Source organism: Leuconostoc fallax KCTC 3537, from assembly GCF_000165675.1.
GTDB classification, from domain to species: Bacteria; Bacillota; Bacilli; order Lactobacillales; family Lactobacillaceae; genus Leuconostoc_B; species Leuconostoc_B fallax.
The window spans coordinates 1-13,474 of record NZ_AEIZ01000012.1; the positions used below are offsets into that span (position 1 = coordinate 1).

General features: G+C 36.6%; 14 protein-coding genes, 2 pseudogenes, 1 riboswitch and 1 other annotated feature. Of the genes and pseudogenes, 12 read left to right on the forward strand and 4 right to left on the reverse strand.

The features are described from left to right. Positions 1–112: 112 nt before the first annotated feature. The 9 genes from spx (at position 113) to LEUFL_RS0102895 (ending at position 6,098) form a co-directional block, all read left to right on the forward strand. Complete coding sequence (gene spx, locus LEUFL_RS0102855; RefSeq protein ID WP_029508617.1) at positions 113–547, forward strand: transcriptional regulator Spx; 435 nt, start codon at positions 113–115, stop codon at positions 545–547. 58 nt (positions 548–605) lie between these two features. Further along, on the forward strand, positions 606–1,295 hold the full coding sequence (locus tag LEUFL_RS0102860) for an adaptor protein MecA (RefSeq protein WP_010007339.1): 690 nt from the start codon (positions 606–608) through the stop codon (positions 1,293–1,295). Positions 1,296–1,354: 59 nt separating this feature from the next. Continuing rightward, positions 1,355–1,600: a competence protein CoiA family protein gene (locus tag LEUFL_RS12385; protein WP_029508618.1), complete on the forward strand. Its 246-nt coding sequence runs from the start codon at positions 1,355–1,357 to the stop codon at positions 1,598–1,600. Positions 1,601–1,635: 35 nt separating this feature from the next. Next, entirely contained in the window at positions 1,636–1,944 is a 309-nt protein-coding gene (locus LEUFL_RS13480) for a competence protein CoiA family protein (RefSeq protein ID WP_373419068.1), read from the forward strand. After that, the gene (locus LEUFL_RS12395) at positions 1,944–2,270 is read left to right on the forward strand and encodes a hypothetical protein (protein WP_029508619.1); all 327 of its coding nucleotides are present in this window, start codon (positions 1,944–1,946) and stop codon (positions 2,268–2,270) included. Before LEUFL_RS13480 ends, LEUFL_RS12395 begins: the two co-directional genes overlap by 1 nt. A 165-nt stretch (positions 2,271–2,435) precedes the next feature. Continuing rightward, a complete protein-coding gene (pepF, locus tag LEUFL_RS0102880; protein ID WP_010007341.1) occupies positions 2,436–4,229 on the forward strand; it encodes an oligoendopeptidase F in 1,794 nt (597 codons plus the stop codon). Between the two features lie 36 nt (positions 4,230–4,265). Next, on the forward strand, positions 4,266–4,661 hold the full coding sequence (locus LEUFL_RS0102885) for a cytidine deaminase (RefSeq protein ID WP_010007343.1): 396 nt from the start codon (positions 4,266–4,268) through the stop codon (positions 4,659–4,661). A gap of 65 nt (positions 4,662–4,726) precedes the next feature. Then, positions 4,727–5,167 carry a nucleoside 2-deoxyribosyltransferase gene (locus LEUFL_RS0102890; protein ID WP_010007344.1) on the forward strand — a complete coding sequence of 147 codons (441 nt, stop codon included), beginning with the start codon at positions 4,727–4,729 and terminating at the stop codon, positions 5,165–5,167. Then, complete coding sequence (locus LEUFL_RS0102895) at positions 5,142–6,098, forward strand: phosphoglycerate dehydrogenase (RefSeq protein ID WP_010007345.1); 957 nt, start codon at positions 5,142–5,144, stop codon at positions 6,096–6,098. Before LEUFL_RS0102890 ends, LEUFL_RS0102895 begins: the two co-directional genes overlap by 26 nt. An 83-nt stretch (positions 6,099–6,181) precedes the next feature. On the opposite strand, the gene LEUFL_RS0102900 is transcribed toward LEUFL_RS0102895, so the two are convergent. From LEUFL_RS0102900 to LEUFL_RS0102910, 4 genes and pseudogenes are all read right to left on the reverse strand, one after another. Continuing rightward, positions 6,182–6,853: an energy-coupling factor transporter transmembrane component T family protein gene (locus LEUFL_RS0102900; protein WP_010007346.1), complete on the reverse strand. Its 672-nt coding sequence runs from the start codon at positions 6,851–6,853 to the stop codon at positions 6,182–6,184. Beyond that, the gene (locus tag LEUFL_RS13045; RefSeq protein WP_237697877.1) at positions 6,837–6,974 is read right to left on the reverse strand and encodes a hypothetical protein; all 138 of its coding nucleotides are present in this window, start codon (positions 6,972–6,974) and stop codon (positions 6,837–6,839) included. Before LEUFL_RS13045 ends, LEUFL_RS0102900 begins: the two co-directional genes overlap by 17 nt. Then, positions 6,962–8,256, reverse strand: a pseudogene (locus tag LEUFL_RS11165) (ABC transporter ATP-binding protein). Before LEUFL_RS11165 ends, LEUFL_RS13045 begins: the two are co-directional and overlap by 13 nt. Positions 8,257–8,262: 6 nt before the next feature. Further along, the gene (locus tag LEUFL_RS0102910) at positions 8,263–8,826 is read right to left on the reverse strand and encodes an ECF transporter S component (RefSeq protein WP_010007348.1); all 564 of its coding nucleotides are present in this window, start codon (positions 8,824–8,826) and stop codon (positions 8,263–8,265) included. Between the two features lie 109 nt (positions 8,827–8,935). Further along, a riboswitch (TPP riboswitch) is annotated at positions 8,936–9,026 on the reverse strand. A 155-nt stretch (positions 9,027–9,181) separates the two neighbouring features. Here LEUFL_RS0102910 and LEUFL_RS0102915 point away from each other — a divergent pair. From LEUFL_RS0102915 to pheT, 3 genes and pseudogenes are all read left to right on the forward strand, one after another. Continuing rightward, complete coding sequence (locus tag LEUFL_RS0102915) at positions 9,182–9,550, forward strand: winged helix-turn-helix transcriptional regulator (RefSeq protein WP_010007349.1); 369 nt, start codon at positions 9,182–9,184, stop codon at positions 9,548–9,550. Between the two features lie 12 nt (positions 9,551–9,562). Further along, positions 9,563–9,764 (forward strand) — a binding site (T-box leader). Between the two features lie 71 nt (positions 9,765–9,835). Further along, positions 9,836–10,884: pseudogene (gene pheS / locus LEUFL_RS11170) on the forward strand (phenylalanine--tRNA ligase subunit alpha). 1 nt (position 10,885) lies between these two features. Continuing rightward, the gene (pheT, locus tag LEUFL_RS0102925) at positions 10,886–13,354 is read left to right on the forward strand and encodes a phenylalanine--tRNA ligase subunit beta (RefSeq protein WP_010007350.1); all 2,469 of its coding nucleotides are present in this window, start codon (positions 10,886–10,888) and stop codon (positions 13,352–13,354) included. Positions 13,355–13,474 lie beyond the last annotated feature (120 nt).

Below are 13,474 nucleotides of genomic sequence, written 5' to 3' on the forward strand. Positions count from 1 at the left end.
TAAAGTAAAAGAGAGATTCTAATCGGAATTTCTCTTTTTGTATACCCTTCCATATACTTTGTTATGATAGTTTAGTATAATAGATATATGGATTTAAGGAGGGCAACAATCAATGATTACTTTATATTTTTCTCCTAGTTGCACCTCATGTCGTAAGGCTAGACAATGGCTAGAGAGTCATAATATGGCATATATTGGTCGTAATGTGGGAAAAGAACCACTGAAGGCGAGCGATATTAGAGCTATGTTACGTCTTACTGAAGATGGAACAGATGAAATTCTATCACGGCGTTCAAAGGTGTTCTCAAAATTAAATATTGACTTGGATAGTATTTCTACTAATTCACTTATAGAATTAATTGTTAAAAATCCTTCACTGTTAAAGCGTCCTGTTATTATGGACGATCGTCGTATACAAGTTGGCTATAATGAAGATGAAATTCGTCGTTTTTTGCCAAGAGAAGTTAGACAAAGAGAATTACTGAGAGCAACAGTAAAAGCTGATTTCAAGGATATAGGAAAAGCACTGATAGTGGAGGAAAGCTGACATATCAGCTTTTTTATTTATACAGTTTAAAATAATATTATGAAAGGTGGTGTTGATAATGGAAATGGAACGTATCAATGAAAACACAATTCGAGTAATGATAGAAAACGATGACTTAAAAGAACGTGGGATGACAGTAATGGACCTTTTAGGTAACCATGAAAATATCGAAAAATTCTTTTACAGTATTTTAGATGAAGTTGATACTAACCATGATTTTGAAGACGAACAGCAAGTCACTTTTCAAATATTACCCAACAAGAATGGCCTAGAATTGTTTATTTCTAAAGTTGATGAAGATACTGACGTTGAAGAATTATTTGGTAAAGTTATTGAAAATCATTCTAAATCTACAGAAGATACAGTGGATGAGGTGCCAGATAAGATTAAAGATGCATTAATTGGGAAAGACGCTGGTCATACAGAAAATGCACAGCAGGAACAAGCTAAGAGTGATATTGCGATTAAAGATGTCACTTTAGTTTTGAATAACTTTGAATCTGCAATTAGTCTTGCACATGAATATCAATTAGAAAATACAATATCGAGCTTAGTTTCATATAATCATAAATATTATTTAAACTTGGCATTTCCATCAGTAGAAATGAGCTTAGAGAAAAAGAGAGATATCATTTCAATGGCATTGGAGTTCGGGCGAGTCAGTCCAATTAGCTTTGATGTTTTACGTGAACACGGTAAAATAATTTTTGAGCGTACAGCTATTCAAAGATTAAATGAAATATTTTAAAAGCAGCCAAAATTAATTGGCTGCTTTTTCGTATGATACGTTAGAGGGACATACGAAAAATGTTTATTGCGATTGATGCCCATCATCATTATATACGAGCAGACCAAGCTAATAAAAAGGCACACTATTATTGCCCAGGTTGTCGAGAAAAGGTTGTTTTAAAAAATGGTGATGTTAAAAGAAATCATTTTGCTCATTTGATAGATACGCAATGTCATTCATTTACTGAAAATGAAAGCTTTGAACACTTAGTAGGTAAACTGGCCATTGCAGCATCACTAAAAAGTATGGCGAGGTTTTATTAGAGAGTGTTATCCCAAATATTACGCAACGTCCTGATATTCTATTAAAAACCGTGAATAAGACTTATGCGTTTGAATATCAATGCAGTCCAATATCATGGCAAAGATACATGGAACGTAACGAAGGGTATATTTCTGAACATATTGAATACTATTGGATTTTAGGTGAAAAATACTTTTCGACTAAAACGGGACAACGAACGATGATGAAGTTTTTGAATCATAAAAAATTTTATTCTATATACCAAAAATTCAAAAGTTTGTTCAATTTGAAAATTTTAGAAAATATGATTTTTCATCTATGCAGTACGATCAAATATTTCGAAATGAAATATTTGGACAAATAGTGGACAAAAAATTTAAGCAACAAAAATTACCTAGTTTGGGTAAACAGCTTATGAAGTTACAGTCATTAATTTTTGGGAAAAGAATTGATGTGAAATTAATAGCTTCGTTATATGAGCAACAATATCAGCTTATTCAGGCGCCGTGGTGGATACATCAAGGTGCGTTATTTGGATTACGTATTTCTAATTGGCAATGGCGTATATCCATCATTCTTTTACTGGCAAAGATTGGCGTACATAATTTTATTCAGCGTCGTCAATTCAATCAAAAATTAAAAAATATTTTTACGACACACTTGATGATACTTACATCGATTATTGTATAAATCAGACATTGTATGAATTAGAAATAATAAATATAATTAATATTACAGAAAAGTATATTATCATTTTACATTTGCCTAAGTGGTATGATTCCTTAGAGGAAAAATTAGCGGAAACGCCGAAATAATGATAAAATGATGAATAATTATCATAAAGAGGTAGCAGGCATGGTTGAAGAAATACCAACAAGAAAAGAAGTACCTGAAGCGTTAACATGGGACTTACAGAAGATTTTTTATTCAGATGAAGAATGGGAAATTGAACTTAAACATATTAAAGAAGCAAGCCAAAATTTAACACAATTTGTCGGACATGTTGGAGAAAGTAGTCGAACATTACAAACGACATATGAGGCTATTTTAGCGGTTAATCGTAGTCTGGAAAAAGTATATGTCTATGCACATCAAAAATTTGATCAAGACACAAGTAACCAAAAGTATGCTGCTTATAATGATAGAGTGCAATCACTCTGGGCTGAAGTAAGCGCAGCAGAGGCATTTTTTGAACCTGAAGTATTGGCGTTACCTCAATCAACACTGCAAGAATATATGGATTCTAAATCATTAGCGCAATATCAGCATTATTTTGATACGCTTTTGAAACAAAAACCACATATACTATCGGCAGATCAAGAAGCTTTGTTAGCTGGGGCTAGCGATATATTTGGTGCTTCAGAACAAACATTCAGTGTTTTTGATAATGCAGATTTGACTTTTGGCCTTGTTCATGATGATAAGGGGCGTGAAATTCAGTTAACCAATGGTCTATATAGTCGATTATTAGAATCAAAGGATAGAGACGTGCGCCGTGAAGCGTTTGAAACACTGTATGATAGCTATATACGTTTCCAAAATACATTAGCTTCGACATTATCATCACATATTAAAGGGCACAATTATTTGGCCAAGGTACGTCAATATGATAATGCGCGCCAAGCGGCTGTATCAAGGAATCATATACCGGAATCAGTATTTACGACGTTAATCGACAGTGTCCATGATCACTTACCATTGTTGCATCGTTTCGTTACCTTGCGTAAGAAAGTGCTACAAGTTGAAGATGTACATTCTTATGATTTATACACACCTTTAGTTAAATCAGTTGATTTTGATGTGAATTTTGAAGAAGCAAAGGCAATTGTCTTAAGGGCCCTAGCACCATTGGGTGAAGACTATATTAAGGTTGTTAAGCAGGCCTTTGATGAGCGCTGGATAGATGTTGTGGAAAACAAGGGAAAGCGCTCTGGGGCTTATTCTGGGGGCGCTTATGATACTGTGCCATACATCCTACTTAATTGGCAAAATAATTTGAATAATGTATACACCTTAGCTCACGAAATGGGGCACAGTGTGCATTCGTATTTTACAAGAACAAATCAAGGTTACCACTATGGTGATTATCCAATATTTTTAGCAGAGATTGCATCGACAACCAACGAATCATTGCTGACAGACTATCTACTATCTACTAATGATGATCCTAATTTTAGAGCTTATGTACTCAATCAATACTTAGACGGATTCAAGGGAACAGTATTTAGACAAACACAATTTGCTGAATTTGAAGATTGGTTGCATCAAACTGCTGCGGCAGGTCAAGCATTGACAGCCGAAACACTTAGCGACTTTTATATGGCGCTGAACCAAAAATATTATGGTGCAGATTTATTTCCAGATGAAGAAATTGCCTATGAGTGGTCAAGAATACCGCATTTTTATTATGATTATTATGTTTATCAATATGCTACTGGAGAAGCAGCAGCTACAACATTAGCTGAGGGTATTTTGGAAAGTGATCAAGCTGAAGCGTATAAACAATTCTTAAAATCAGGAAGTTCGAAGTATCCTTTAGACGTTATGAAAGTCGCCGGTGTAGATATGAGTCAGAAAGATTATCTCAATCAAGCGTTTAATATTTTTGAACAAAGATTAAATGAATTAGAGCGATTATTGCTACAATAATGACAGGATGATTTAGAAGCCTGAGGAGGATTTTTTATGTTGGAACCACCACACGATTTATTGGAAAAAGCTAGGCAAACATTAAAGCATGCATATGTTCCTTATTCACATTTTCCAGTGGGAGCAGCGCTAAAATCTTCAAGTGGCACAATCTATACAGGTGTAAATATTGAAAATATATCTTTTGGTTTAACCAATTGTGCAGAACGTACAGCAATTTTTACAGCAATAGCTTCAGGGGAACGGGAGTTTGATGCATTGGTCATCATTGGTGAAACGAACGAACCCATCGCTCCTTGTGGTGCTTGTCGTCAAGTTATGGTGGAATTTTTTAAGCCTGATATGCCAATCTGGTTAACTAATACGGCAGGCAAAACTGTTCAAACAGATATTTCTCAATTGATGCCTGGTGCTTTTGATAGTCTGACATAATACTAAAATTGTTTGATAGTCATGTTAGGCTTAACATTTTTTAATAGATATTAGGGGTAGAAAGTATGGCACAAATTTATTTAGCGGCACCTTTCTTTAGTGATGAGCAAATTGATCGCGTTAAACGTGTGGAAGCAGCCTTGGATGCTAATCCTACAGTGACAGATTATTACTCACCACGACTTCATCAAGAAACAGAACATGAGCAGTTCACATCAAAGTGGGCAGCCGAAGTCTTTAAGCGAGATACACAAAATGTGACGAATGCAGATATACTACTATCTATCATTGATTATCGTGATAACGATGCAGACTCCGGTACTGCATTTGAACAGGGGATGGCCTGGGTACAACAAAAGCCGATTATTGTATTGAACGAGTTACAATTCCCAGTTAATCTCATGCTTTCAGAATCGCTCACAGCATATTTTACTGATGCTAAGCATCTTGTGACTTATGATTTTCATACAACACCTACTCATGCATTTACAGGAGAATTATTCTAATGAAAAAATTCTAGTATTTAATGGTATTTCTCAAAAAGTAATTGATTATCTTGAAGGCGCTCATTTTGAAGTTGTTATCAATAGTCAAGACACTGATGAAGACTTTACACAATATGGTAAAGATCTTTATGGCATTATTGTGATGATGCACAAAATAGATGAAAAAATCATTCAAAAATTACCTAATTTAAAAATTATTGCGCGTTTTGGTGTTGGCTATGACAATGTTAATTTGGATGATGCAACAAAATATGGTGTGACGGTAACTAATGCACCGGGCGCTAATGCTGTGTCAGTAGCTGAAACGGCAGTAATGCATATGCTAATGGCAGGTAGATTATTCTATCAATATCATCAAAAGATGATCGGACAAGCAGATAATGATTTTCTAGCACAATATCGTGGACAAGAAATTACAAGTAAAACTGTTGGCATTATTGGCTTTGGAAATATTGGGCAAACAATTGCCCAATTGTTGTCAGGATTTAATGTGAATATTTTAGCGTATGCTAGACGTGATCGTGATGTGCCTAATGGGCGTATGGCATCATTAGATGAAATTTATCAACAGGCTGATTTTATTGTGTTGGCATTGCCAGCAACTGCTAATACTGTTGGTATGGTTAATCAAGATGCTTTTGATCAAATGAAATCAAACACTGTGTTAGTTAATATTGCCCGTGGATCTGTTATTGATGAACCTGCATTAATTGAGGCGCTAAAGGCTCATAAAATAGCCGGTGCGGGTCTAGATGTTACGGTACAAGAACCATTACCAGCTGATAGCGAATTATTGCAATTGCCTAATGTTTTTGTCACACCACATATTGCAGCCAATTCAAAAGAAGCACATGAAAATGTTGGTCTTTACGCAGCTGAAGAAATTGTTCGTCTTTTAACTGGGAAAGAAGTCCGATCACAAGTAAACTAAAAACGTTTAAGTTAAACTTAAACGTTTTTATTTTGCATTGATGCATGTCATTCAATTTTTAGCATATATTAAATAGTGGCCGCTTACCAAGGCTTAATTATAAAAGCTACAATACCAAAAGTTAAAATACAAAGTATAGCGAGGCCCCATTGCCACTTAGGTAAATCATCATGATAGGTTGTCGAACGTGAAAATCCTTCAGAAAACCCATGAGAGGTCATTGCCTCTGCGAGATCACCTGACCATTGCAGTGCTGCTAATACGGATTTGAAATATAATTGTGGTTGCCAGAGATGATAAGTAACACCACGTAATTGGGCAGCATATCGGATTGTTTTGACTTGACGCCTGACGCGTGGTGATAGATTAAAAGCAGCCAGTAAGCCATAAGCAAATGTTGCTGATAGATGTAAATGTTGTGAAAGGCTTAATAATAGTTGTTTAACATTGACGGTTAAGGTAACAGCAGCTCCTAAACATAAATAAGCATATAGACGGGTACTATATATCCAAGCATTGTGCCAAACATCAGCAACACCAAAGGCGACAAATGACCACCAAGTACCAAGTGATAGAGGGAAAGCTACTAACAACATGGTTGCTAACATTTTAAATGATACCCGACAGTAGATTAAATAACCTAGACCAATCCAAGTAATAATGATATTGAGAATAACACTTTTAGCAAATGTTAATTGGAGACCAACACCAATCATGATAATAACTAGAATACTTGCATTAAGTTGTTTGGACATCTTGCTGTCCCCCTAATAATGTTAATTTCGTGTCACTCAAATGGATTTCATAGTCTATGAACGGTGTTACACCAAGCCGTTGATGTGAAATCATTAATACACTCAATTCTAAATCAGCCATGGTTTTTTGATGAGTTGTAATACAACAGTTAAGGAAGTCATATCTAGGCCTGCCAAAGGTTCATCAAATAATAAAACAGGTTGCGCCATAATTAACATAACGAGAACCTGTAATTTCTTTTGTTGACCACCAGACAGCTGATAACTTACTTGTTGCGTGACATGCGCTAAATTCAATGCCTCAATTGCAGTTTGAATACGTTCATCGTTCCAATAATGGGGTGCTAAACTGTGTCGCTGAGAGATTTTGATTTCATCAGATACAGTAAGGGCGACAAATTGATCGGTACTCTTTTGAAATACCAAGCCCAATTGCTTTGCCCATTTCTTAATTTTAATTTTTTAGTGGGTTGGTGGTCAAAATAAATGTGACCGTCATATTTTATTTGGTGTGCTAAAGCGTTAAATAAAGTTGATTTACCAACCCCATTATCGCCTGATAGTAAACCTAAACGGTTCAGTGGCAAAGCAAAATCATTTGCCTGCAACAATTGATGTTGACCGACAGATAGCGCTAATTGTTGCCAGCTCAAACGATAAGTATCGTTGAAATGATGATGAATTGATGATGCTGTCTCAACTTGCAGTAAATGATGTTTATCAATTTCAGCAATATTTTTGGTTGCAATATCCAATTCAAACAAGTGATCGACAATGTCATGATAACCTGTCCAATCATGATCAGATATAAAAATTGTTTTACCCTCATTTTTTTGCAATTCATGCAGGTCTTTTAGGATGGCTAATCGAGATGTAGCATCAACGTTAGCAAAGGGCTCATCTAACAAAATAATGTCACTATCCAAAGCAAGAACAGTAGCTAATGCTACGCGTTGTTGTTCACCACCGGAAAGTGTGATTAAATCACGCTCGAGTAATGGCTCTAAGCGTAAAGTAGCAATGACTTGATTCACACGTGGTGTAATTTCATTTACTGGCATCTGGATATTTTCAAGAGCAAAAATTAACTGCTCCTTAACTGTACGCATCGCAAACTGACGGCTAGGGTTTTGGAAAAGTAATGCCACACGTTTAGCGCGTTCAAAGGGTGCTAAGGTACTAATATCATGGTTATTTAATAATATTGTGCCGCCGGTAACATAGCCACCATATTTAGGATACAGACCAGCCATACTTTTTAGTAATGTTGATTTACCGCTACCAGAGGGACCAATGAGGAGATTGAAGGTACTGGGTTTTGGAGATAGCGTGATATCATTTAAAATATTCGGTTGATTGGATTCATAAGCAAAGCTTAGATGATTAACAGCTAATGTTGTCATAATGATTTAGTGCTTTAATAGATTCGTTTTGGCAACAAGCTGACTGATCCAATACACAAGAATTCCAGCAAAGAAACCAATCGAAATGAAACGAATAATGAATAATGTCACAATCATGCCAAAATGATAAGCACTGTAACCACTTTGAAACCAATCCCAGCCAAATGTCACAATTGTTGCCATAATACTAGATAGCAGCAATCCAAGTTTTGACCAATTCTTATAACCAGTCATCGCAAATCCAAGTTCGTTACCAATACCTTGTACAAAACCAGCAATCAAATTAGCAGCACCCCAACTTGAAAATAGCATCATTTCAACAGCCGCAGCTAAAATTTCAGCAATAACAGTGGCACCGATTCTTTTTAACAAGACACCAGCTAATGGACCGGCCATTAACCAAACACCAATAGTTAAATCATTAGCATATGGTTTTAATGGTGTTGCGGCTATTGCGTAGTAGGCAAAGCTCCAAAGTTGATAAATCACACCAAAGAATATTGCGATAATCGCTAGAAAAATAACGTCTCGTAAGCTCCAAGTGTGCTTACTTTCTGATACAGTTTGCATAAAACAAACCTCCATTTATAATATTGGAGAATCAAAGAGCCTTTGTCTCTTGATATATAAAATACCCGACACACATGTTAGTGTACCGGGTATTGTCTACTTATCTTACGAGTAAACAAACTAAGCTTCCTACGCTAACATAAAATAGATCAGGTTCAATGGGTATTTTCTCAGCCATAACGGCACCCCAGCTTGTTTGATTCAACGATTTAAGTGTATCAAGCGCTGTTAAAATTTGCAATACTTAGCTATATTTTATATAATACAGAAATTTGTGCGAATGGAAACGTTTACTTGTCGTATCATATTTAGTGTATGTTATGATATAAACAAATTCATGAGGGAAAAGGATACAATGGCGAAGTTAGCGAAACACACAGAAAATTTATTGTGTCGTAATTTTTTATGTACCTTTGAAATATTGGGGCGTAAATGGAACGGTATGATTATTGAGGCATTGCTTGTCAGCGGGCCAAGAAGATTTTTGGAGATTTCTAGAGCAATTCCAGGTTGTTCAGACCGTGTATTAGTAGAGAGACTAAAAGCACTAGAAGCAGACAACCTGGTCAATCGTGTTACATATGATGATTCAAATCTTATTGAGTATAAACTGACAGAACGTGGGGAAGCAATGCGGCCAATCATGAAAGCAATACATGAATGGTCAGATGATTGGAATCATGTTACGGATGATTGCCATGGTGACGAAGAAATTAAAAAATGATATACTAGTTATTAAGAGACAAAGATTGGCCTAGTAAGTATGATATTAGTTTCAGAGAGTGATGATATGGTGAAAAGTCACACTAATGATTACTGAATTTCAGCCAGGAGTCATTTGGTTAACACCAGACGTTTATTCGCGTTAAGAATGTGAAAGAAATCGATCATTTATCGGTTAAAAGTTGGGTGGTACCACGATAGATAACGTCCCATGTTTTCATCATTGGAAACATGGGACGTTTTTTGTCGGTATTCATTTTAGAATGTTAGAAAGATGAGATAAGCAATGAACCTAATAGAGGAATTACAGCAATTAGAAAAAATTGCCATTGAAAATATTAATGCTAGTGGTAATGACATAGAAAAGCTAAGAATTTCTTTTCTTGGTAAAAAAGGTCAACTCACAACATTGCTCAAAGGGATGAAGGATGTTAGCCCTGAACAGAAGCCAAAGGTTGGTGAAGTTGGTAATCATGTGCGACAGGTTATTACGCAGTTATTAGCCGAAAAAAAGCACAGCAAGAGGCTATTACACTAAATCAGCAATTAGCAACTGAAAAATTAGATGTCACATTACCTGGTAGTACACGTCGCGTCGGGCAACCGCATGTTTTGCAACAGATTATTGATGAAATCGAAGATCATTTTATTGGCCTTGGTTTTAAAGTCGTTGATGATACCGTAGATGCACCCGAAATTGAGACGGATCATTATAATTTTGAGCGTTTGAATTTGCCAAAAGATCATCCAGCACGTGATATGCAAGATACATTTTATATTACACCGGAAATATTAATGCGCACGCAAACATCCCCCGTTGAATCTCGTGTTTTAGAAAAGCATGATTTTAGCCAAGGACCGCTCAAAATGATTAGCCCGGGTAAGGTTTATCGTCGTGATACAGATGATGCGACGCATTCACATCAATTCCATCAAATTGAAGGATTGGTTGTCGGTGAAAATATCACAATGGCTGATTTAAAGGGAACACTCTTGTCAATTGCTCAAGAACTGTTTGGTGAAAAGCATCAAATTCGTTTACGCCCATCATATTTCCCTTTTACTGAGCCGAGTGTTGAAGTTGATGTGTCATGGAATGAAGTAACACCTGACACGCGACCAGAGGATATTGAATGGATTGAAGTACTAGGTGCTGGTATGACACATCCAAACGTTTTGAAGATGGATGGTGTGGATAGTACTAAGTATTCAGCCTTTGCCTTTGGATTGGGACCGGATCGTTTTGCTATGTTGAAATACGGTGTAGATGATATTCGACAATTCTACTTAAACGATGTACGCTTCATTTCACAATTCAATCGAAAGGGTAATTAACATGAAAATCAATTTAGAGTGGCTTAATGAGTATTTAGATCAGCCATTAGCCGTAACAGAAAGTGATATTAGCGATTTAGTAGAAGAAATCGAACGTACGAGTGTTGAAGTTGACGACTATAAAACCTTAGCGGACAAGCAAGATGGCTTGATTGTGGCTGAAGTGATGTCAATTGCAACCCATCCTGATTCAGACCACATGGTGATTACGCAACTTGATATTGGACAATCACAACAGGTTCAAGTTGTGACTGGTGCACCTAATGTAGCAGTTGGACAGTTTGTTATTTTGGCCCAAGTTGGGGCACATATTATCAATCATGAAAGTGGTGAATTAATCGAATTATCTCAGGTAAAGCTACGTGGCATTGAGTCCAACGGTATGCTAGTTGCTTTACAAGAAATCGGTTTTGACGCCAAAATTGCACCAAAGGATTTTGAAGCCGGTATTTTTGTATTTAACCCAGAAGATATAAAAGATGTCTCGACAGGTGATGACGCATTGGCAGTTTTGGGTATGCATGATATTGTTGTGGATACAGATTTAACGCCTAATCGTGCAGATATGTTATCGATGATTGGGACAGCCTATGAATTTGGTGCTATGCGCCATGTTACAGTGACTGAACCAGACTTCGATTTAATAGAGTATGAGACGTTAGCCGCGGACCAAATTAATGTTGTGATAGATGAGCCATCATTAGTATCGAAGTATGCCGTGCGTGTGATGAATAATGTGACAGTACAAGATAGTCCACTGTGGCTACAAAAACGCTTGTGGAATGCTGGTATGCGACCAATTAATAACATTGTCGATATTACGAACTACATGATGTTGATGTATGGACAGCCAATTCACGCTTTTGATTTGGATAAGCTGACTGGGCAAACGCTCCATGTCCGCCGTGCAGGTGAAGATGAAATATTAACAACCCTTGATGGTAACGAACGTCACTTGCGTTCAGGAGAAGATATTGTCATTGCTGATGATCAGCGCGCTTTGATGCTTGCTGGTGTGATGGGTGGTATGTCATCTGAAGTTGATGCCAATACTAAAAATATTGTAATAGAATCAGCTGTATTTAATTCAACATTGGTTCGTGCGACAGCACGCCGTCATAATCTTCATTCAGAGGCATCATCAAGATTTGAACGCGGTGTGAATTCAGATAATACTTTCAATACATTGGACCATGCAGCAGCATTAGTTGATCAGTTAGCCCAAGGTCAAGTTGCTAAAGGACGTGTTGTGGCAGTGGATAAGCAGCCACCAATTATTAAAATTCAATTGACATCACAACGGGTGAATCAATTGCTGGGAACACAGTTAACATTAGCTGATATTGCAACGATATTTGATCGCCTAGCATTTACTTATGAAAATAATGGAACGGCGTTGATCGTTACTGTGCCAGCTCGTCGCCCAGATATCAGTATAGAAGCTGATCTTATTGAAGAAGTTGCACGTTTATTTGGCTATGACAATCTACCAGTTACTTTACCAGTAGGACCAACAACACTAGGGAAATTGTCTCACCGTCAGCGTAAAATGCGTGCGACACGTCAAATTTTTGAAAGTCTTGGATTGAATCAAGCGATTTCTTATGTGTTAACGACCGCTGAGAAAGCTCAAAAGTTTACTTTGGCGCAAAAGCGTCCAACTGTGTCACTATCTTACCCAATGAGCAGCGATCGTACAACGGCGCGTCAAAATATTCTATCCGGCCTTTTGGATGATGTGGCTTACAATGTCGCTCATTCCGTTCATGATATTGCGTTATATGAGCAGGGGCGTGTTTTCTTTGCTAAAAATGAAAACGAATTGCCTCAGGAAGTTGAACATGTGGCTGGTGTTCTAGTTGGGGAATTAGCGGAGAGTCATTGGCAAAAGGAAAAAGCTGAAAGAACAGTTGATTTCTACGATATTAAGGGGATTGTCGCCCAATATCTTGATGAAATTGGTATCTCGGAAAAGAGTATTCGTTATGTTGCAACAGACCAATATCCAGATATGCATCCTGGACAGACTGCAGATATTTATGCTGGCGATATTCATTTGGGATTTGTGGGACAGATTCATCCAAGTACATTAAAAGCACAAAAGTTACCTCGTGTATTTGGCTTTGAATTGAACTTAGAGCATGTATTTTCAAATATTGATGAAGATATTTTATATCAGAAAATATCGCGTTTCCCACAAGTATCACGAGATATTGCTTTATTGGTAGATGATAACATTTCAAATGCGACAATTGAGTCGGTTATTTGGGATACAGCTTACAGTAAATTAGTGGATGTTACCTTGTTTGATCTTTATACGGGAGAAAATTTGTCAAAAGGTAAGCGCTCATTAGCTTATACCTTAACTTATCAAGACGATGACGAAACTTTGGTTGAAACAGATGTTAATACTGATTTTGAAAAAGTGAAGCAAGCGCTAGTATCCGGATTAGGTGCTGAAATTCGTTAATTTATAATTTATTTAGATCTCTATACATGATGTATAGAGATTTTTAATATTGTCTTAAAATTGACCAATGATTTTTAAGAACGTATCATGTGCCAATGTATCTTTTCTTTTATAATAAAC

What these genes read in the sequence shown, in the direction of transcription:
- spx (WP_029508617.1), top strand. Translation starts at nt 113, where the DNA reads ATGATTACTTTATATTTTTCTCCTAGTTGCACCTCATGTCGTAAGGCT.
- LEUFL_RS0102860 (WP_010007339.1), top strand. Translation starts at nt 606, where the DNA reads ATGGAAATGGAACGTATCAATGAAAACACAATTCGAGTAATGATAGAA.
- LEUFL_RS12385 (WP_029508618.1), top strand. Translation starts at nt 1,355, where the DNA reads ATGTTTATTGCGATTGATGCCCATCATCATTATATACGAGCAGACCAA.
- pepF (WP_010007341.1), top strand. Translation starts at nt 2,436, where the DNA reads ATGGTTGAAGAAATACCAACAAGAAAAGAAGTACCTGAAGCGTTAACA.
- LEUFL_RS0102885 (WP_010007343.1), top strand. Translation starts at nt 4,266, where the DNA reads ATGTTGGAACCACCACACGATTTATTGGAAAAAGCTAGGCAAACATTA.
- LEUFL_RS0102890 (WP_010007344.1), top strand. Translation starts at nt 4,727, where the DNA reads ATGGCACAAATTTATTTAGCGGCACCTTTCTTTAGTGATGAGCAAATT.
- LEUFL_RS0102895 (WP_010007345.1), top strand. Translation starts at nt 5,142, where the DNA reads ATGCATTTACAGGAGAATTATTCTAATGAAAAAATTCTAGTATTTAAT.
- LEUFL_RS0102900 (WP_010007346.1), bottom strand. Translation starts at nt 6,853, where the DNA reads ATGTCCAAACAACTTAATGCAAGTATTCTAGTTATTATCATGATTGGT.
- LEUFL_RS13045 (WP_237697877.1), bottom strand. Translation starts at nt 6,974, where the DNA reads ATGGCTGATTTAGAATTGAGTGTATTAATGATTTCACATCAACGGCTT.
- LEUFL_RS0102910 (WP_010007348.1), bottom strand. Translation starts at nt 8,826, where the DNA reads ATGCAAACTGTATCAGAAAGTAAGCACACTTGGAGCTTACGAGACGTT.
- LEUFL_RS0102915 (WP_010007349.1), top strand. Translation starts at nt 9,182, where the DNA reads ATGGCGAAGTTAGCGAAACACACAGAAAATTTATTGTGTCGTAATTTT.
- pheT (WP_010007350.1), top strand. Translation starts at nt 10,886, where the DNA reads ATGAAAATCAATTTAGAGTGGCTTAATGAGTATTTAGATCAGCCATTA.